This is a genomic window from Pleomorphomonas sp. JP5 (assembly GCF_023721815.1).
GTDB lineage: Bacteria > Pseudomonadota > Alphaproteobacteria > Rhizobiales > Pleomorphomonadaceae > Pleomorphomonas.
This window is the reverse complement of sequence record NZ_JAMDLI010000022.1, coordinates 524,307-543,261: the sequence shown is the minus strand read 5'-3', so window position 1 is coordinate 543,261 and position 18,955 is coordinate 524,307. Positions and strand designations below refer to the sequence as shown.

General features: G+C 64.2%; 25 protein-coding genes. 5 read left to right on the top strand and 20 right to left on the bottom strand.

Annotation, left to right across the window (positions count from 1 at the left end; genetic code table 11):
- The first annotated feature begins 4 nt into the window (after window positions 1-4).
- Together M4J40_RS21910 and M4J40_RS21905 are read left to right on the top strand one after the other, a co-directional pair.
- Window positions 5-190 (top strand): DUF1289 domain-containing protein, encoded by a 186-nt coding sequence (locus M4J40_RS21910; RefSeq protein ID WP_251756532.1) that lies wholly within the window; start codon window positions 5-7, stop codon window positions 188-190.
- Between the two features lie 16 nt (window positions 191-206).
- Window positions 207-518 (top strand): hypothetical protein, encoded by a 312-nt coding sequence (locus M4J40_RS21905; RefSeq protein ID WP_251756531.1) that lies wholly within the window; start codon window positions 207-209, stop codon window positions 516-518.
- Here M4J40_RS21905 and M4J40_RS21900 read toward each other — a convergent pair whose 3' ends face one another.
- On the bottom strand, window positions 519-1,493 hold the full coding sequence (locus M4J40_RS21900; protein ID WP_251756530.1) for a bile acid:sodium symporter: 975 nt from the start codon (window positions 1,491-1,493) through the stop codon (window positions 519-521). It lies immediately after the preceding gene.
- A 21-nt stretch (window positions 1,494-1,514) separates the two neighbouring features.
- A complete protein-coding gene (dusA, locus tag M4J40_RS21895; protein WP_257235326.1) occupies window positions 1,515-2,540 on the bottom strand; it encodes a tRNA dihydrouridine(20/20a) synthase DusA in 1,026 nt (341 codons plus the stop codon).
- A gap of 341 nt (window positions 2,541-2,881) precedes the next feature.
- Here dusA and xerC point away from each other — a divergent pair, with 341 nt between their 5' ends.
- From xerC to M4J40_RS21880, 3 genes are all read left to right on the top strand, one after another.
- Window positions 2,882-3,715 (top strand): tyrosine-type recombinase/integrase, encoded by an 834-nt coding sequence (xerC, locus tag M4J40_RS21890; protein ID WP_311134181.1) that lies wholly within the window; start codon window positions 2,882-2,884, stop codon window positions 3,713-3,715.
- Between the two features lie 93 nt (window positions 3,716-3,808).
- Window positions 3,809-4,036, top strand: coding sequence for an AbrB/MazE/SpoVT family DNA-binding domain-containing protein (locus M4J40_RS21885; protein ID WP_251756527.1), 228 nt, complete (start codon window positions 3,809-3,811; stop codon window positions 4,034-4,036).
- On the top strand, window positions 4,033-4,443 hold the full coding sequence (locus M4J40_RS21880) for a type II toxin-antitoxin system death-on-curing family toxin (protein ID WP_251756526.1): 411 nt from the start codon (window positions 4,033-4,035) through the stop codon (window positions 4,441-4,443). Before M4J40_RS21885 ends, M4J40_RS21880 begins: the two co-directional genes overlap by 4 nt.
- Window positions 4,444-4,450: 7 nt before the next feature.
- Here M4J40_RS21880 and M4J40_RS21875 read toward each other — a convergent pair whose 3' ends face one another.
- The 18 genes from M4J40_RS21875 to M4J40_RS21790 all read right to left on the bottom strand — a co-directional run bounded on the left by M4J40_RS21875 (window position 4,451) and on the right by M4J40_RS21790 (window position 18,949).
- Window positions 4,451-4,666: a hypothetical protein gene (locus tag M4J40_RS21875; protein WP_251756525.1), complete on the bottom strand. Its 216-nt coding sequence runs from the start codon at window positions 4,664-4,666 to the stop codon at window positions 4,451-4,453.
- Between the two features lie 182 nt (window positions 4,667-4,848).
- A complete protein-coding gene (locus tag M4J40_RS21870; RefSeq protein ID WP_251756524.1) occupies window positions 4,849-5,133 on the bottom strand; it encodes a hypothetical protein in 285 nt (94 codons plus the stop codon).
- Window positions 5,130-5,954, bottom strand: a complete 825-nt coding sequence (locus M4J40_RS21865) for a glycoside hydrolase family 108 protein (protein ID WP_251756523.1) — start codon at window positions 5,952-5,954, stop codon at window positions 5,130-5,132. The genes M4J40_RS21870 and M4J40_RS21865 overlap by 4 nt, the downstream gene beginning before the upstream one ends.
- Before the next feature lie 77 nt (window positions 5,955-6,031).
- Window positions 6,032-6,415 carry a hypothetical protein gene (locus tag M4J40_RS21860; RefSeq protein WP_251756522.1) on the bottom strand — a complete coding sequence of 128 codons (384 nt, stop codon included), beginning with the start codon at window positions 6,413-6,415 and terminating at the stop codon, window positions 6,032-6,034.
- A 45-nt stretch (window positions 6,416-6,460) separates the two neighbouring features.
- Window positions 6,461-7,501, bottom strand: a complete 1,041-nt coding sequence (locus M4J40_RS21855; RefSeq protein ID WP_251756521.1) for a hypothetical protein — start codon at window positions 7,499-7,501, stop codon at window positions 6,461-6,463.
- Between the two features lie 8 nt (window positions 7,502-7,509).
- Window positions 7,510-10,782, bottom strand: coding sequence for a host specificity protein J (locus tag M4J40_RS21850; RefSeq protein ID WP_251756520.1), 3,273 nt, complete (start codon window positions 10,780-10,782; stop codon window positions 7,510-7,512).
- A complete protein-coding gene (locus M4J40_RS21845; RefSeq protein WP_251756519.1) occupies window positions 10,779-11,372 on the bottom strand; it encodes a hypothetical protein in 594 nt (197 codons plus the stop codon). The genes M4J40_RS21850 and M4J40_RS21845 overlap by 4 nt, the downstream gene beginning before the upstream one ends.
- Window positions 11,362-12,087: an NlpC/P60 family protein gene (locus M4J40_RS21840; RefSeq protein WP_251756518.1), complete on the bottom strand. Its 726-nt coding sequence runs from the start codon at window positions 12,085-12,087 to the stop codon at window positions 11,362-11,364. Before M4J40_RS21840 ends, M4J40_RS21845 begins: the two co-directional genes overlap by 11 nt.
- Before the next feature lie 15 nt (window positions 12,088-12,102).
- Window positions 12,103-12,819 carry a phage minor tail protein L gene (locus tag M4J40_RS21835; RefSeq protein ID WP_251756517.1) on the bottom strand — a complete coding sequence of 239 codons (717 nt, stop codon included), beginning with the start codon at window positions 12,817-12,819 and terminating at the stop codon, window positions 12,103-12,105.
- Window positions 12,816-13,160 (bottom strand): phage tail protein, encoded by a 345-nt coding sequence (locus tag M4J40_RS21830; protein ID WP_251756516.1) that lies wholly within the window; start codon window positions 13,158-13,160, stop codon window positions 12,816-12,818. The genes M4J40_RS21835 and M4J40_RS21830 overlap by 4 nt, the downstream gene beginning before the upstream one ends.
- Entirely contained in the window at window positions 13,160-15,670 is a 2,511-nt protein-coding gene (locus tag M4J40_RS21825) for a phage tail length tape measure family protein (RefSeq protein WP_251756515.1), read from the bottom strand. The genes M4J40_RS21830 and M4J40_RS21825 overlap by 1 nt, the downstream gene beginning before the upstream one ends.
- A gap of 4 nt (window positions 15,671-15,674) precedes the next feature.
- Window positions 15,675-15,812, bottom strand: coding sequence for a hypothetical protein (locus M4J40_RS21820; protein WP_251756514.1), 138 nt, complete (start codon window positions 15,810-15,812; stop codon window positions 15,675-15,677).
- 62 nt (window positions 15,813-15,874) lie between these two features.
- Window positions 15,875-16,249 (bottom strand): gene transfer agent family protein, encoded by a 375-nt coding sequence (locus M4J40_RS21815; protein WP_251756513.1) that lies wholly within the window; start codon window positions 16,247-16,249, stop codon window positions 15,875-15,877.
- Between the two features lies 1 nt (window position 16,250).
- Entirely contained in the window at window positions 16,251-16,712 is a 462-nt protein-coding gene (locus tag M4J40_RS21810; RefSeq protein WP_251756512.1) for a phage tail tube protein, read from the bottom strand.
- Window positions 16,713-16,736: 24 nt separating this feature from the next.
- A complete protein-coding gene (locus tag M4J40_RS21805; protein WP_251756511.1) occupies window positions 16,737-17,204 on the bottom strand; it encodes a hypothetical protein in 468 nt (155 codons plus the stop codon).
- A complete protein-coding gene (locus M4J40_RS21800; RefSeq protein ID WP_251756510.1) occupies window positions 17,201-17,512 on the bottom strand; it encodes a hypothetical protein in 312 nt (103 codons plus the stop codon). The genes M4J40_RS21805 and M4J40_RS21800 overlap by 4 nt, the downstream gene beginning before the upstream one ends.
- On the bottom strand, window positions 17,496-17,942 hold the full coding sequence (locus M4J40_RS21795) for a hypothetical protein (RefSeq protein WP_251756509.1): 447 nt from the start codon (window positions 17,940-17,942) through the stop codon (window positions 17,496-17,498). Before M4J40_RS21795 ends, M4J40_RS21800 begins: the two co-directional genes overlap by 17 nt.
- 68 nt (window positions 17,943-18,010) lie before the next feature.
- Entirely contained in the window at window positions 18,011-18,949 is a 939-nt protein-coding gene (locus M4J40_RS21790; protein WP_251756508.1) for a Mu-like prophage major head subunit gpT family protein, read from the bottom strand.
- Window positions 18,950-18,955 lie beyond the last annotated feature (6 nt).

The window sequence follows — 18,955 nt, the reverse complement described above, 5'->3', positions numbered from 1 at the left end:
GGCGATGGTTGAAACGCCTTGCATCAAGATCTGCCAGATACTCGAAGGCGAAACTCTCTGCCTCGGCTGTGGCCGCACCCTCGACGAGATCGCTCGCTGGACGTCGATGCGTCATGAGGAGCGGCTTGCAATCATGGCTGGCCTTGCGGAGCGACTGAAGCAGGCCGACATTCAGGATAACACATCCTGATCGGAGGCCTGAGCCCATGCGGCAACCCGTGCTCTACCTTGCCGTGGCGATCCTTGTCGTCGCCACCGGCGTCCTGTTGATTTTTGGCGGGTCGCGCGACATCGTCGGTCTTGCCCCCACCGAGTTCGCCAACGTCGCCTATCTCTCGATTTTTGCCCTGCTGATCGGGGCTTCGCTCGCCCTCGGACGGCACAGGATCAATGCAAGGCTCTGGCACATAGCGGTGTGGCTCGCCATTTTCCTGGCGCTCGCCGCCGGCTATCGGTGGTTCAACCAGCCGCCCGCGGCCTTCGCACCAAGCGAGAACACCCGCTCCACTGCGATCTGATCAGTCGGTCGTCCTCTTCGCAAATTGCGCCGCCAGCACGCTGACAATCACCAACTGCAGAAAATGAAAGACCATGATCGGCGCCACGATCAGGCCGATGGCCGCATTCTGGCCAAACATCACCGGAGCCAGAGGTACCCCGGTCGCGAGCGACTTCTTCGAGCCGCAAAACTGGCAGGCGATGCGATCAGGGATGTTGAAGCCCATCACGGAGCAGACGCCGTTCATGATGAGGTAGACCAAGAAGAACAGCGCCACCGAGGCGACGGCAATCTCCAGCACCACCTCGAGATCGTTGGCGCTCCAAACGCCGGCTGCCACGGAATCGCAGAACGAGTTGTAGACGATGGCGAGAATGGTGGAGCGGTCGGCGAGCTTCACCCAGAACGCGTTGCGATGCGCCCAACCGCCAAGCCAGCGACGGGCGACCTGGCCAAGCACGATCGGGACTAGAACCAGCATCACCACCTTGAGGATCACCGGCAAGAGCGGCATGTCGATGCCGTTGCTCTTCATGTACCAGCTCATCAGGAGCGGCGTAATGAACACGCCGAGAAGGCTCGACAGCGAGGCGTTGAAAACGGCAGCCGGTACGTTGCCGCGGGCGATGTTGGTCATCGCCACCGAAGACGACACGGTGGACGGCAGTGCCGCCACGTAGAAGAAGCCAAGCCAGAGATCGTCGGAGAACATACCCGGCATCAGCGTGCGGGCGGCCAGCAGCAAGACCGGGAACAGGACGAAGGTGGCGAACTGCACGCAGATGTGCAGCCGCCAGTGAAGCACGCCCGCTTTCATCCGCTCAGGCGACAGCGTCAGCCCGTAGAGAAAGAACACCACCGAGACGCCGTAGGTCGTGACATACTCGAAATGCAGAGGCCCGCCACTCATGCCGGGCGTCGGCCAGACGAGTGCCAGCGCTACCATCAGGACGAGGCCGATGAGGAAATAGTCGAGCTTGGGCAGGCGAACCACGGTCGGACGAGCTTTCGATTATCAGGCGGCCTTGCGGCGGGCGAGCGCATCGAGGGCCGCATCGATCACCTCGAGGCCAGCGCCTTCCTTGACGCCTCCCTCGGTCAGGATGCGGCGCCAGGCGCGAGCGCCGGGAACCTTGTGATAGAGGCCGAGCATATGGCGAGTGAAGGCGGAGAGGCGACCACCGGCAGCCAGATGAGCGGCGATATAGGGGCGCATCCCCTCCAACACGGCGAAGGGATCGGCGTCATCGGTGGACACGCCATAGACGAGCCGATCGACCGAGCCGAGCAGCGCTGGCTCCTGGTACGCCGCGCGCCCCAGCATGACTCCATCAAGCGTCTTCAGGAGGTCGAGCGCTGTATCGAGGTCATTGATGCCACCGTTGATACCGATGAACACATTGGGATAGCGCGCCTTGAGGCGACGGACGCGATCATAGTCGAGCGGCGGAATGTCGCGGTTTTCCTTGGGGCTAAGCCCCTTTAGCCACGCCTTGCGCGCATGCACCCAGAGCGCTGAAACGTCAGCTGCAATGACGGCGTCGGCCAGTTTGTCGAGCGCTTCCTCGGGGTCCTGCTCGTCGACGCCGATGCGGCACTTGACGGTAACCGGTACACGGACGGCCTGGCGCATCGCCGCGACGCAGTCGGCAACCAACTCTGGCTCCAACATCAGGCAGGCACCGAAGCGGCCCGACTGCACACGATCCGACGGGCAGCCGACATTGAGGTTGATCTCGTCATACCCCCAGTCCTCGCCCACCTTGGCGGCAAACGCCAGCTCGGCCGGATCGGAACCACCAAGTTGAAGGGCAACCGGATGTTCCTCCGGATTGAATCCCAGCAGCCGCTCGCGATCGCCAAACCGGATCGCCGCCGTCGTCACCATCTCCGTATAGAGCAGCGCGCGCGCACTCAGCTGCCGATGGAACAGGCGACAGTTCCTGTCGGTCCAATCGAGCATCGGTGCCACCGCAAAAATCGGCCCCGAGGAATACAGGGAATTCGCGGACTTCTGCGGATTTCCGGGGCTACCAAGCATGCCGATTTGGTCTCGTATGTTGTGAACTATGCCCGTTTGCGATACCGTTTACAACAAATGTCGTAAAGCCAAAGGCCATGTTGTAAATGGGTTCGATCATCGAGCGGAAGAGAAAAGACGGAACGGTCGCCTATATGGCGCAAATCATGATTATGCGCGACCGGAAAATCGTGCTCCGCGAGAACAGAACGTTTGAACGGCGCCCCGCCGCCTCTGCTTGGCTTAAGAGGCGGGAGGCGGAACTTGCCAAGCCAGAGGGCCTTGCCGCCGCTAAGGCAGCGAAGCGAACGGCTACTCTCGCCAATGCCATCGACAAATACGTGATGGAAAGCACCCGGAGCATGGGGCGAACCAAGACGCAGGTGCTCAACGCGATCAAGAGCTTTGACATTGCCGACATGGCTTGCGCCGATATCAACAGCCAACACATCACAGCCTTTGCAACGGAGCTGCGGAAGACACGGTCGGCCGCGACCGTCTCCAACTACCTGTCCCACCTCTCCGCCGTGTTCCGGATCGCTCGGCCGGCGTGGGGCTTCGAACTGAACTACGAGGCGGTGCGTGATGCCTTCATCGTCGGCAAGGCCTTGGGCCTCACCGGCCGCGCACAGAGCCGCGAGCGGCGCCCGACGATCGAGGAGATGGACAAGCTGATGGGGCATTTCGCCGAACGCTATGCCAGACGCCCGACGTCGACGCCGATGCAGAAGATCACGGCCTTTGCGATGTTCTCGACGCGGCGCCTCGAAGAGATCACTCGCATCGAGTGGGGCGACCTGGACGAGAAAGGTTCTCGCGTTCTGGTTCGCGACATGAAGAACCCTGGCGAGAAGATCGGAAACAACGTGTGGTGCGACCTACCGCCGCCAGCGCTGCAGATCATCCGATCAATGGAGCGGGCCGAAGACCGCATCTTCCCCTTCAGCACCTACGCCATTGGTGCAGCCTTCACACGTGCCGTAGCGCTTCTAGGCATCGAGGATCTGCATTTCCATGACCTTCGCCACGAAGGCGTGTCCCGGCTGTTCGAGATCGGGCTGAATGTGCCGCATGTTGCGGCCGTGTCCGGGCATCGCTCGTGGAACTCGCTCAAGCGCTACACGCACTTGCGTCAGCTCGGCGACAAGTGGGCGGACTGGCAGTGGCTGGAAAGGATTGCGCCGGAGGCAGGGTAACAGAACGTTGCCACGCTGTAAGTCAGATCTTGCAAGCGGCAGTTCGTTTCGCTACTTGTAATAACAGTCGTTATAACACGAGGTTCGAACTCCATGGTTCTCGCTCTTAAGCTGACCAAGATCGGCAACTCGGTCGGCAGCGTCTTCCCCAAGGAGGTGATGGCGCGGCTTCATGTCGAGCAGGGAGATACCCTCTACCTGACCGAAGCGCCTGGAGGCTTTCGGGTCACGCCTTACGAGCCGGAGTTCGAGGAGCAGATGGAGGCGGCCCGGCGAGTGATGAAGAAGCGCCGCAACGTACTCCGCGAGCTGGCGAAGTGACCAACGAAACCAAGTTGCCGGTGATCTGGTTGAGCAAGGCCGTCGTTCTCGCTGCCCACGAAGAGCAGCTTGCCGAACATGGCGGCGCCGTGGGGCTTAGGGATGACGGGCTACTGGAATCCGCCTTGGCGCGCCCGAAGCACCTCCTTTCCTACACGGAACCCGAGCCCGACATTCCGGCTCTTGCCGCTTCCTATGCCTTTGGCATCGCACGAGATCACCCGTTCACCGATGGCAACAAGCGAACCTCGTTGGTTGTCGCCGAAACCTTCATGCTCCTCAACGGCATGGAGCTGGAAGCCGGCGACGCCGAGCTTCTGAGCACTTGGCTGCAACTTGCCGAGGGAGAAATCAGCGAGACCGATTTGGCAGCTTGGCTCAGGGAGCGAAGCGTATCTCTCGGCTGACAGAACCTCACTTGCTCGCCATTGCCCACTTGATCAGCGTTGGAGCATAGGTCGAAACCGCTCCGCCAATGAACAGCATGAGGCCGAGCAGGATCTTGGCGCCCTTAGCCTGATCGAGCAGGCTGTTGAGATGTTCGACCGCATCAGCGAGCCGGCGAATATCCTCCCCCATCTGTTCGACCTTCACTTCCAGCGCGATCACCTTGTCGCGGGTATCGTCCACGGTAGCCCCCTGCTTTGTTTGAATATGCGGCGGAGCGCCCTGCCCCGCCGCCAGGATCGAGCGGTCACCGCGACCGCTTGATCATCTCGTCATTGCCGATGATGCGCCGGAGTGCGGCCGGGTCGGTCTCGGCGAGGCACACGGCCGCCGCCGGCGCGAGCGGGGTAACGAGCTTTAGCCCGTCACCGGGTCGGCCGGCCGTGCTCGCGCAGCCCGCCGCAGCCAGCGCCGCCACCGGCACGGCGACACAGATCCTCAATCGTCTCCCGATCGAGCTTTTCATCAATCACCACCCTTTCCTGGAGAGCTTCGAGGCTTCCGGCGTTCTGCCGGGCGACCTCGGACGCGGCGCCGGCCGCGTAGATGCGCCAAGCGGCCAAGCCGAGCCCGGCCGCCAGCGCGACGAGGAGGACTAGCCGCCAGTCGGCCTTGACGAAGGCGATGGCGCCGCCGAGGAGGCCGGTCACGCCAGCGCCTCGGCGAGTTCGGCCCGGCGCCGGCGCGCCCACCAGCCGTAGAGGGCGCCGCCGATCGTCAGCACGGCCGAGACCACGACGATGCCGGCGACGATGTTGCTGATGGCCGCGCTACCGGCGGCGAGCGGCGCAAGCTGCGTTTGCGCCGTCTGGAGCGCGCCGACAATGGCGCTGCCGCCGGTCACTGCGTCGGCGAGTGCCGCCGAGGGCGCGGCCTTGGCGTCGGAGGAAAGCGCCTTGGCAGCGCCGACCGCGTCATAGACCACGTCCGGGCCGACCGAACCTCGCGCCCACGACTGCCCCACGGCGAGCACCTGCCGGAGCCGGTTGGTCCAGCCCTTGCCGAAGGTCGACCATGTCTTGAGCGCCTTCAGGAAGGCGTCTCGAAGCTTCAGGACGCGCTCGATCAGCGCGTCATGGTCATTGACGGCGGCGACGGCTTGCAACGTCTGCGGGCCAACCAGGCCGTCAACACGATCGAGGCCAAGCGCGCGCTGGAGCCACTTCACCGACTGAGCGGGACCGGAGTTGACCGCGCCATCGAAGACGACGAAGCCGACGCCAGGCGGCAGGCTGTCGCCCTTGATGAGGTTCCAATAGCGGCCGCGATAGATGGCCCTCACTTCGTCATCGGAGATGCAACGGACACTTTGCCGGCCGGCGCCGACCGATTTCCGATAGGTGTCATAGACGGCCTGCGTGATGCCCTTCATGGTGGCGCGGCCGGGGTCCTTGGGATGGTTCACGAAGCCGCCCTCAAGGATGAGTTCCTTGGCGAGCGCGCGGTCGAATTCAGTCGTGATCGCAGTCATGTTGCGTCCTTTCAGGCAACAAAAAACCGCCAGAGGCGGGCATGGGCATTCCTGTCCGTGAGGCTTCAGGAGGGGCGTCAGAGCGCCATGGCATCGCGCCAAGCCGCGTCAATCTGATCGGCGGAGAGGCCGAAGGTCTGCCCGAACGAGGCGATCAACGAGTGGTCTCTTCGGTACTCACTGGCATAGTCCCATTCGATTTCGGCTTGGTCTCGTTGATCGTCCGGCAAGGCGGCGATCGCCGCCGCAACGTCGGCCGGCTTGATGCCAATCTTGAGGAGGCCTAGCCGGAGCTGTCGGGCTGAGAGTGGAATGAACGGAGCCGGTTCGGTCGGGGGTAGGTCCGGAGCGGTCCATACGCCGTCGATCAGACGGTAACCGATGCCGGCACCCTCCGGTATGGCATCGTTGATTATGGCGCCAAACGCCGCCGGGTCAGCATCGTCAGGTAAAGCCAACACGTCTACGATTTGGCCACCCAAAATCTTGTGCGCTATGCGCATCCTTCAGACTCCCTTCCGCCTGTAGAAGATGATCACGGCACCTCCGGCCCCGTAGCGGCCGGTAGCGTTAAGTCCGTAACCGCCCGGCAGCATGCCTGACGTAGATACCCACGGCTCAGCGGCGGACAGCGACGCCACGGCGTATTCCTGGAAGAGCATGGCCCCGGTAAATGCTGAATGCTTGGCTAATGGGAGCGAGAATAGCGCTGACGCCAGAAGTCGTGCGCCGAGTGGGACAATGGTGGCTGTTCTTAGGGCGTCGGCCCTGCCGTTCATAAGGTTTCCGCCTGTCCCTACGCCGGCAGATCCCGCACCCGCTGCGCCTCCGGTAGCCGACAGGCCCATAAACGACGATGCCCCTGCGGTGCCGGTGATTACGCTTGCGCCAATCGTGGCCGCTGCGACCTCGCCGGGCGATGCTGTCACGGTGCCCACAGCCACACCACCGTATTGGCCGGAGACTCCGTTGTAGCCGCCTCCAGCCCCCACCACGAACACAAGCGGATCAAGCGACGTGTCGAGATCGGCGGGGAACACAAAGTCTCCGCTCGTCGTGATGGCGACAACGTCTGTGTAGCCGCCCCTCGGTGCCAGTGCTGCAATTGCAGCCTTGAGGCCGGCGGGATGCACTGGCAGATCGTCGCGCTCACCGGCAATCGTTACGGCAGGGGTTGCGAAAGCCATCGTGAAGGCCAGATCGGCAGTCAGGTCCGCCTCTGCCGGTTCCGCATCGGTGCCGGCGAAGCCGTTGAGGACGAGGCCAGCGCCAACCTTGAGCTTGCGTGAGGGCGGCACATATGCCGCGACCACCGTATGTGTATCCGGGTCGATCGCGGCGATCGCCACGTCGCTCGCACCGTCATAGAGGTTGAGCAGCCACTCCGAGCCGGAGTCGTCGATCCACATCATGCCCGGCTGAACGTAGCCGGGCCGCGCCGGTCCCTTGTGGTTGGTCACCAACGCCGGCACCACACCGTTCAAGCGCTCAAGCAAGGTCGATCCGCTGTCGGCGGGCGACAGCGGCTCATAGCCATATTGTGTCATTGATCACCTCAGGTTTTGAGCTGCCCGTAGCCGGCAGCCACATAGTCGAAGGTTCGCGCCACGGCCGCGCCGCTGGCGTCCCGGAAGGCGATCGAGAAGCCGCCTTCGCCCTTGTCGGTCAGTTCGTAATAGTCGCCCGTCGCCATGCCCTGAGCCGACACGGACAACCCGGTCAGGCGCTTGTAGGGCGGCACGAACGCCACCCGCAGGCCTTCGATCGGCACGGCGAGATCGTTGCCGCTGACGATGCGGTCGGGCATGTCGACTAGGAACCGCGCCCGTGTGACCACCGGCGTGACGGTCGGGGCGCCACTCGTCAGCACAAGTCGCGTCTGGTAGGCACGGGCCGCCACATCACCGGTCGCCGCCTCCCGCCATCCGCTCCAGACCGGATCGGCCTCGGGGTCGTCGTTGGTGGTGCGGATCTCCATCGCCGCGCCCCAAAGGGTCGAGCTCGCACCGGCTAGGCTCTCGACGTCGCCGAGGCGAGCCCACGATCCGACCGTGTTGGCGAGGTTGTCGCCCGAGGCGACGATCTCCGGCGTGACGCGCGAGGTGTAGACCTCGCCGAGATCCAGGACGGTCTCGCTCGTGTAGATGCCCGAGGGACGAATGCCGTTGATGCCCAGAGCGATGCGTGTCACCGCGCCGAGCGTCGGCCAGTCGGCCAGCGTGTCGACGCTGTCTAGCCGCAAGGCGCCGCCTGTTGCATAGGTGCCGTCGTGGTCGCCCGTCCAGGCGGGATCCTCAGTGATCACATCGACGACGTTGCGTGTCGCCCCCTCCACCGTCGAGACGATCAGCGCCGCCGCGAGGCTCTCGACACCCTGCGTGCTCACCGCCTTGACGAGATAGGTTCCCGGCCGGGTCGGCACTTGCGCGCTGGTGCTGGTCACATGCGGCAACAGCACGGCCGCGCTCCCCCACGTCGCACCGGCCGTGGCCGGGGTGTAGCGCACCAGGTAGTGCGAGAGGTTGAGCGAGGCGACCGCCCGCCATGACAGCGTGGAGAGATCTCCGAGCACCGCAACGCTGAAGCCGTTGACATCATCAGGCGGCGCGTTGACGCTGGAGATCAACAGTGCCGGGGTTTCCAGCCAGCCGGAGCGGAGACCTCCAAGGGCACCGACAGCCCGCACCCGAAACCGATAGATGCCCGGCACCAGGTCAAAGATGTCGAGGCTCGGCGCTGAACTGTTCCCCGCTGATGCCCATTCGAGACCGGGCGCCTTGATCTCGACGTCATAGCGTTCTGTGCGAGCGTCGATCGATGGCGTCCACCCAAGAGTCACAGCACCGCGAACCGTCGTTCCGCCGGCCAGATAGAGATATTCGCGGATGCTGATCTCGCTAGGCTTGCCGAGCGGCCCCTTGGGGTAAGCCGAGAAGGACGGCGCATCGAGCACAAGGCCTTGCTCGACGGCCGCATATTTGCCCTCGTCATAGAACAGCGCCGACACATCAAACTGATGCTTCTCGCTCTCTTTGACGCCGAGCACGCGGAATGGCCGGGGAGCGACGTCGGCCCCGGTGAGGAGCCACATGGCACCGGTCACCGGCGCCGCCGGCAGTGCCGAGGCGAGCGACAGCGTTACCGTCTCACCGGCCGGGCTGGTGACGGCCCGATCGGCGAGTGAGCCATCTGACATGACGACGGTGAGCTGATAAGTCTCGTCGGCGCTGAGAGTGACCGGCGCATCAAGAGTGACTTCCTCAAGGTCCACCGCAACGCCCGCCAGCCGACCGCCGAAGCGGACCCCGGCATAGGATGGGTCTGCGATCAGCACCACGTCGCCGGGCACCGCGTCGGCATGGTCGAGCCCCGCGCGGTAGCTCACCACCTCCGTCTCTTTCTGTTCGGTATGGAGAAGCCAGTCGCCATAACGGTGCGCCATGCCGCGCGAGGTGCAGCCGATCGCCTGAATCTCCGTCGGCCGCGCGCCGTAGAGCGTGACGGCCTCGGCGTCTTCGACAACCTCGATCGCCGGCTTGAAGTTGTTCTCGGGATCGAGGAACTGGACGAGCACCTGAGTATGCCGGGCGGTCAGCGACGAGCCCTGATAGGTGAAGGCCCCGTCGATCACATTGGCGCGGCTGATGATCTTCTTGGGGCTGGCTGGCTTGTCGGCCACCGGCATGATGGCGCCAGCGCCCCAATAGACAACTCCGCGGAACACGCCGGCCATGGCGGTGAGAACGTTGATTGCCTCGTCGCGATCGGAGATCACGCCGTTGAAGGCAAAGCGCGGCTCCTTGCCGCCATAGCCATCGTCAACCAGTTCGTCGCAATAGCGTGCGATGTCATAGAGTTCCCACTTGGTCAGCGAGTAGACCTCGGGGAACGCGGCGCTGAGGCTTGGCAGATACTTCCTGAGGCCATAGCGGGGGTTGTCGATCAGGTCGAAGAACACCCAGGCTGGATTGTCGGACGCCGCCCGCTTGAAGCTTCCATCCCAAATGCCGGCATAGGTGCGCGTCTCCGGATCGTAGTTCGCAGGCACCTGCACCTCGATCGGCCGCCAATCGACCGTGATGGTCGGGATCGATGAAGAGCCGAAGGACGAGGCATCCACGACGAGGCCGAGCATGGCGCTGTCGGGATAGCTGAGGCGGTAATCCTCGATCACCGTCATGGATGACCAATAGGTCGCGTTGAGCGAGGTGGTGCCGTTGCTGTCCTCGGAAAGCCGGCGGGTGCGGATGTACCAAGGCCCGGTTCCGGCGAGCGGGATGCGATAGGCCCGCACATAGGGTGATGTGCATTTGCCCGAGATCGTGTCGCGCTTCACTTCCGACCAGGCGCCGCCTTCGGTCCTGATGTCGATGGCAACTTCAACCGAGTTGCCCGACACGGCGCCCGAGCCGGTGTCGGTCTTGGTCAGCGAAGCAACGCGGATCGATACTCGGGCAGCCGTGGCGTCGAGGTTGGTGATCGCCTGGACGATCGGCACGGCCTTCTTCAGCTCGGCGCCGACAGAGACTTCCGTCTCGACTGCCGGAAAGCCAGACATGGGCGCCTGATCAGGCAGGCCGAGCCGCGTCTCGTAGCTCACGCCCTCAAAGTTCATGCTGCCGTCGTCATTCTGCAGCGGCACGTCATTGCAGAAGATCGACTTGGCACCGTCGACAAGGCCACCGGTCACGCCTTCCGAGACGAGCATGAGAAGGCGAAGCGTCTGCTTGGCGCGGAGCGTGTTCGGCGACTCCGAGTAGCCGCCGCCGCCGGACTTGCCTCCGCCGGCACCGGCGATGCGAGGCGCGCGCGCATCGTGAAAGGTCATAGCACTGCGTCCTCAGTGGAAAGGCCGATACCGACGATGACGGGTTTGACGCGCGCCCGCCGGCCATAGACCAGCGGCACCGGCCCGCCTTCGGCCGTCACGTTGGCACCGCCCTCGAAGAGGTAGGAGGATTGATCCTTGGTCGCTTTGGGTTTGGGCGCCAGCATTTGGCCGAGGCCGGTCAGAGCCAGCGCAACGCCGAGGCCAGCCACCTGACCGGCGGTGATGCCGAGACCGGTCGAGGTGCCAAAGGCGGCGATCGACGGGGCAAAGAAGAAGGCGGCGCCTATCAGGAACACACCGGCGATGATCTTGCCGATGCCGCCGCGCCCGCCGGCTCCGGCCAGCACAGGTACGATGTGCAGATCCGCACCGCCGAGGCGGAAGTCGAGATCGTCGCGGCCGAGCGACATCCCCTTGCGCCGATCGCCGCGCACCACGCGAAACCACTTTCCGATCGCCGCCTCACGAAAGCCTGGCAACACAACGGCGAGTGCCCGTCCGGCTTCGCCTGCCGTCGCGACATCGAGACGAAACACCGGGCCAAACTGGCGACGCAGCGCGCCGTGAAGGTAGATGTTACGGAGCATGGCGCACCCAGTGGGTGATGCGGTGAAGCCAGCGGCCGAGCGGCGCCCGACCTGACAGACCACCGTCGAGGTGATGAAGGATCAGCCCATCAGCGAGCAGCACGCCCGAATGACAAGGCACCGACGAGCCAGCGCGGGCGAAGAACACGTCGCCCGCTTGTAGTGGTCCGGTGACTGGCACGAAGCCGGCCTCGGCAAAGCCATCGAGCAGAAGGTTCTCGCCGGCCGACCACCAGCCATCATCACGGGCGAAGTCTGGCAGGGTGACGCCTCGCGCCTGGAAGTACCAAGCGCGCACGAGGGCGTAGCAGTCGCGCACACCGGGGACGAAGGTCCGCCCTTCCAGCGGCTCGGCGAGCAGGTGATCGCCCCACCAGAGGAGATCACTGGCAAACTCGCCATCGGTCGAGACAATGGCAAAGGGCACTCCGGCGGCGATTTGGCTGGCCATGTCGGCCCGGCTCGGGTGGTGAGGGTGGCGCGGTCGAGGCCTGCCGTTCTTACCCGTCACCGTCGAGGCGTCATGACTATGGATGACCGCCTCGGGGGCGAGATCGAGCCATACCCGCGCATCCATCTCGAAGCTGTTCAGCGGGTCGGTCGCGATGTTGGGAACCGGGTGATAGGCCCCGCCGGCCACCACGCCGCAAGACTCGCGCGGCCATTCGGACAAGGCGTGTTCGCACGCCGCCCGTGAGACGTCGTTTCCAAACATGATTGAGGTGTCCCCTCAGGTGGTTGATGAGCGGCCGGCGCCGGGGAAAGCCCAAGTCGGCAGGGGATTGCTGCCGAACCGTTTGAGACAGCCGCTGGTCAGGCGTTTGCTACAGCGATCCTTGGCCGGCGTTGTCGGGGCGCCGGTCGCATCGAAACAGGCCTCGCCGACATAGGGACAGGTCGCCGAGGAGTAATCGAAGCCGGCCCCGGTCCAGCGGCGGTAATGCTGCGTGCAGACGCCCTGCAACACCTGCCGGCCCGGCAATAGCCGCCCCTCCTGGTCGAAGGCCGCTTTCAGCGTCCATTCCACATAGACGCGGTTTTGGTTGGTCTTCTGTTCGATCTGGTAGACGTCGATCGGATAGTGCGCGTCGGGGTCGGCGTCCGCCTCGCCATCGAGGCAGCGGCGATAGGTGCGGATGCGGCGGAAGATGCACCCGGCAAGGTCGCCAAACTCGGCGATCGCCGCCGAGAAGATTCCCGAGACGTTGGCCACCTTGATCGTCGGCCGAGGTAAGGTGCCCTCAGACGACGTCTCGAAACCGGTCGCCTCCACCGGTGACGGCTCGTAGACCTCATCGCCATAGGACACGGCGCGCGTTTCCAGCGCCGACGCGGTGAAGCGGTAGACCGGCCCGCCATAAAGGCTGGTATCGAGTTCGTAGAGATGAACAATGCTATCCGCTTCGGCCTGTTGACCTGTTGTCGCGAGAACGGCGGGCAGCGTCATCGGTCGAACACCCGTTCCAGTGTCGCCGACAACGACGGTTTGCCGCCAGCAAAGGAGCGCTGCCAGGTCTTGCAGCGGTACTTCATCACCTCATTGTCGCCCGGCCCCTTCCAGAAGAAGGCGACATATCCCTTGTGCGCCCGAAAGAAGCCCTCGATCGCCTCAAGTTCGGCGAAGGTGAGCACCGGCCAGACAGTCGTCCAAGTTCGCCCTTCGGTGTTGAGGCCATCGCCCGATCGCTGCGAGTAGCCCTCACCGAAGGCCGACTCTGCCGTCTTGATCTCAACGGCGAGGCTCGAGGGCGACGCCGGACGACGCGGGGGCGTGAAAGTCTCCGTCATCAGAACGGCCCCCGCGTTAGCAAGCCGCGCGAGCGCGACTGATCTTTCAGCCGTTCGTCGACCAAAAGGCCGAGCTGGCGCCGCATTTCGTTGCCCCACAGTGCGGCTTCCTTCGCACTGGTCCCCTCGGGTACCGAGACGTGAATGTCGCCGAAGCTGACCGCCATTCCGCTGCTACCACCACCGGCGGCCATGACGCCGAGGCGGCCACTGGCATCACGACGCAAGGGCATGATGGCCTCAGGGCCAGCCTCACCCATCAGCCCGGCGCCGCGCGCGAAGGCGAACATGGTCGGTTTGGAAACCACAGAGTTCGAATAGGCGCTGAGGCCGGCTGACTGGAAAACGTTCCCCTTGGCTGAGGGGACCAGCCAGGAGAACAGCTTGCCGAATAGACCGCCGGCGCCAGACGTCCCACCGGACGAACCGCCTCCGAACAGACCGGCAAGAGGCCCCTGTCCCAGAAACACCGCCTGCAGAGCCGCACTCGCGATGCTCTTGGCAAGGCCGCTGATCACGTCGGCGGCGCTCCGGCCGTTGACGATCATGTCGATGAAGGCATTCGAGGCAGACTCGGCAAGGAACTGTTGCGCGTCGACGAGCTGCTTTTGCGACGTCGCAAGCCGTTGCACTTCGACGTCGGCTTCCGCCATCCGGTCGGCGAGCGTCCCGATCTCCTCACGCTGCCGGGGCGTCAACTCGATGCCGAGCCGGGTCGCCTCGGCGAGCATGCGTTGTTCATAGGAGAGTTTGGCAGCGGCGATCGCCGTCAGGCCGACCGTCGAGGCCTCTGACTTTTGTTCAGTGATGTAGGCCTCGCCCTGCTTGATCATGTCCTCATAGCTGCGGGCGCGTTGGGCAACGGCCTGATCCTGCCCCGGCATGGTCTGAGCCGAGTTCCCCATCGCCGCGGAGATCACGGGATCGCCGACACGGTTGAGCCCTTCCCACCGGCCGCGAAGCTTGCCGACGTCGCCTCCCGATCGCCGCACAAGCTCCGTGGCCAGCCGGTCTTGCATGTCGGGCGTGAAGTATTCCTCGCCCTTGATGCCGAGGCTGCCCCTAAGGTCGCGCAAGGTTTCGCGGGTGAACTGATAGCGACCGAGGGCCGAGGAACCGCGCCCATTGCCATATTTTGCCCGGTTGGCCGGATCGGCCAGCATGTTGGTTTGAAGCGAGTCGATCTGATCGAGTGTCATCATCGTCAGATTGCGATTGCCGCCGGTCCAGCGGCCATAGTCGAGTGTTTCGTTATAGCCGCGACCGTTGGCCGTGCCCTCTGCCTGTGCGATGAGGTCGAGGATGCCGCCAGCGGGCGAAAACCCCTGTTCGCCGGCTGCGAGCATGCGATAGGCGTTGTCGAGCGCTTCATACGCCGGCCCCTGCCGCCCCATGCTTTCCTCAATGCCCTTGCGAAACTGAGTGGCCGAGTCGACGGCGCGCTCCATCCAGCCGACGACGGACTTGAGATAGCCAATGACACCCTCCGAAGGGGCGTTCTTCAGCGTGTCGGCCCACTTCTGAAGGTCGGCCGTTGCCTGTTTGATGTTGAGTTGCAGAACCGTCGACGCCATCCGCTTGAGGGCCGCGTCCGCGTCGCCGGCTTCCTTGGTGGTGTCGAGCAGATCCCGCGCCAGCGCCTTGACGCTTTCCGCTGCCGTGTCCGACACGATGAGGCGCGACAGCGTATCCCTGAAGCCCGACATATCCGGTGCGCCACGTTGAATGCTGGCCTGTAGCTCATCGGATGCCCGCTTGAGGTCATCGAGACCGGCCGGGCCACCTGCGGCGGGACCTGTCAGCGAGCTTGATGCTGCCGCGACACTCGAAATGGCGTCGCTCTGGCCAAACGCAGCGTCAATCTTCGCCGACGCTTCATTCGCGGCCTCGGCGATGCCGTCCGCGAAGGCCTTGGCCTGCCGGGCGGCCCCCGCAAGGGCGACGGCCTTGCTGCTGGTGTTGTAGTCCTTGACGCCTTGGGCGGCCTCGCCCCAGGCGTCGCGAATATCGCGAATGACGTCGGGCTGTTCCTTCAGCGCTTCCGTCAGCGCCTTGGTTTCATCGCCGGAGGCAAAATACCGAACCGCCGCGCCTCCAGCGGCGATCAAGCCGATGGTGACGAGGTTCACCGGCGAGACGACCGACATGAAGGCAGCGCCAAGGCCGCGAACGGCTCCGTTCACGCTGCCAGCCCCCGAGAGGATGGCGCCAAGCTGCGTTCCCTGCTGAAGGGCGATGGTGAAGGGCGAACCGCCGCCCTGCAACTGGACGGCAATGTCCTGGAACTGCGCCGCCATGTTGGCCGTCTGGCCTTGCAGGGTGTTGACGGCCGCGCCCGCCTTCTTGGCGCCGGCCGGGATGGCATCGAAGCCGCCGCCGGCCTGTCGGACACGCTTATCCAGTTCCTTGAAGGACATCTCGATATCGCGCCGGACGGCCGACATTTGCGCTTCCAGCTTCTCGCCGCGCGCGACGAACTCCAGTTCAAGCGTTCCGATATCAACGCCCATGGTGTCACCTGATGCTGTCGGGGGCTTCGTCGAAGGCCGCTTCTGCGGCCTTCCATTCGTCTTCGGACAGGTCTTCTTCGACAGTGGCGCCGTTGGCTTCGGCCCAGCCCGCGTAAGCGGCCTGAAACTGCCAAAGGCTCATTCTGTCCACCTGTTGTGGGGTAAACCCCATCGCGGCGCCGAGGCCGTAGTAGACGGCGAACTTCAGCCGGTTGTCGGGAGAGGCGTTTCCGCTGCCGCCTCCCCCTCCGATTTTCCCGGCTTTTCGTCCGGAACGCCGAGAAGCCCGGCCTTGAGGATCGCCGTTGCCAACGGGATCGATTCCGCCGGCGGGCGCTGCCGCGCATAGCGATCGGTGAGGCGAACGGCGTCGATCGGCGCCATACCGCCGCCGACGAGCCCGATGCGGATGATGTCCGGCGCGTCGTCGACCATGGGCATGTAGGCCGTGAGACGGGCGAGCACCGCAAAGGGCGAGACGCCCGTCTTCTCCTGAAGCTCGCGCAGCTCGCCGATGCCCATGCGGAAGGTGTGTTCGCCATCGCCGAACACGCCGGAGGTGGAAGCGTCCCGGCTCATGTCAGGCGTCCGCCGCGACATCGGTCGGCGTCAGCGGGCCGTCGCCGGTGCCGTCGAGCTTCACCTGATAGCGCTCGCCGCGCTGGCCGGTAATGTCATGGGTGATGACGGCACTGCCGGCATAGCGTCGCTTCGGGGTGTCCACTCCCTTGCCGGCTCCCTTCACATCCCATCGGATCGGTACCGACGTTCCGCGCTGGCTGAGGGCGTCGAGGAGCGGCAACTGTTCGGCCGCGCAAACGCCTTGCGCTCCAATCGACCAGCCGAGCGAGGTGGTGTCCGTCACCTCCCAGGCGGCCGCGTCGGGGTCATCGGGATCGGGAACGACCGTCGTTCCGGTCGACTTCTTGTAAGTGAGGCTCATCTGAGTGAAGCCGATGAGCTTGATATAGGTGCCAGGCGTTGCCAGGTCTTCGACGTACAGCGTGCCGGCGCCAAAGCGAATGGGCGTGAGATCGGTCATTGATGTCTCCGGAGGATGGCCGGCTCAGTAGGAGCGGGCCGGGTCGGCAGCGGCCGTGAAGTAGGTCGCCGTGTAGATGAAGCCGACGCGGATGACAGGTTGCGTCGGCTGTTCCTCGCCGCCATCGGCGCCGGGGATGTCAAAGCGGGTACTGTCGAGACGGATCGAATGGACGAGCCCTTGAAGGATGTCGTCCGCCTCGATCGCGGCCTCTATCTTCTCGGCGATGTCGTCGAGTGCGGTGTCGGGATCAGCGCCATCTTGCAGCGAGACGATGATCTGAAGGCGAACCGTCCGGCGGAGGCCGTCTCCATCTTCATCGTCTTCGATGTCGAGCGTTGACGCCTCGTCGAGCGTCTGTACGGTCGCGGCCATGGTGAAACCGCGTTCGAGCGGATAGCGCCGGCTGGCTTCGACGTTGCCCGTCAGCTCGGGGATGGCGTCGAGGACAGTGACGAGACGCTGTCTGATCTTGCTGCGGTGATGCATCATGCCTCCACCAGCGTCAGAACGACGAAGCCGGTGCCGTCCGGATGCGCCCTCGCCACCTTGTAGGTGACGCCGCTGAGCATCAGGCGAGCGTCACGAGAGGTGTCGGGGACGTCATCGGCCAGCGCCGACACCTTCAGACTGTCCGCCTCGATGCCGGCGACGCCATCGGTCAGGAGATCGAGGGCTTGCCAGTCGTCGAGGATGGCGATGGTCCGGGCAGGACCTCCGGGCGGGGTGTAGGTGGCTTCGCGGCCGTACTCGGCGGTATTGAAGAAGGACCGCCGATCGGCCTCAGTTTCCACCGGCATCGTCGCCGTCCGCTTCGCCGTTGCCCTCATCGGCGGCGCCCACATCGGGACCATCCGCGTCGTCGTCGCTGTCGACGTTGTCTTCACCGGTGCCCTGATCGGCGCCAGCCTCATCGGTGTCGGGCCCATCGTCGACAACAGGTGCCGGCTTGGAGACCGGGACTGACGTTTTGGCCTTGCGAGATGCGGCCTTGTCGACCGGCTCGAGCGCGGTTTCCTCGTGGCGCGTCAACGTGTGCGTGATGCCGATCTCTTCTCCGGCACGGAACTCAATCGGCTCCTTTACCGAGACGACGCCGGCTTTCTCGTCTTCGACGTCGAGGGCGTGCCGGCGGTCGGCGATCTGGGATGCCGTCAGTTGCAGGCGAACGCCAACGCCATAGCCCACCCGATCAAGAACGCGGTAAGCGGCGAACTTCTCTTTTGCCATGATGATCACTCCGGATAGGCCGGCCGCGTCAGGCGGCCGGTCATCGGTTCTGCGAGTTAGGGGATGGATCAGCCGGCGGCGAAGGTCGTCTGTACGGCATGCTGCCAATAGGCAAAGCCGACGTTGCCCGACCAGTCGATGCCGAACAGGCATTCCTTGTTGAGCTTGCAGTACTCGGAGCTTTCATCGAGCGTGATGACGTCCGCTTCGCCCTCCTGCTGGAGAATGAAGGGCTTCGCCGCCTCGTCGGTGCGCAGCATCGCGAAGGTGTTCGTCCAAGAAAGGCGCGGGTTCGGCACGACATCGAGCGAGAACTTGCCGGCCAGCGCCGGCAGGACGTTGCTCTTGCCGCCGTTGCCGAGGAGCGCCGTGGTCGCGGTGAGCGCCGTTCCCATGAGGGAAATCGGCACCTGCACCTGAAACGCCTTGGCCGACTGGTTGATCGGCTCGCCGCGATCATCCTTGAAGCCGTAGATGGCCTGAATGCCACTGAGAATGGCAGACGAGAACTCCTCGACGGTCGGCGCGTCCGGCGTCTCAGCCTTGACGTTGAGCTTATTGGACTGAGGGCCGGACTTGCCCTCCTCATGCGCCGTGTCGAAGAAGTATTTCCCGTCATAGCAAAGCTTGCTGGCGCCGCCGACGAGCAGCTTGGAAATCAGAGACGCCGGATGGTCCATGGCACGATCGGCGAGCTGATTGGTTCGCACCTGGATCATGCCCAGCTTGTCGCGGCGAAGATCCTTCAGCTTGACGGTGATCGACCCCTCATAATCCTTGTTGGAGATCCTGAAGGTGTTTTCGGCAAGTTCCGCCGGGGTGCGACCACCGATGAACTCGCGCATGGCCGGCGAAGAGCCAAGCCAGCCGTATTCTTCGGTCGCCTGATCGGAGTTGATGCGCATGGCGATCGCATCGACCCACGAGTTATCGCCTGTGTCGAGGCGGGCGAGGATGAGGCCCTGGACGCCGCGCGCCGTGATTTTCCTATACTGCGAGGGCAGCATGTCTGT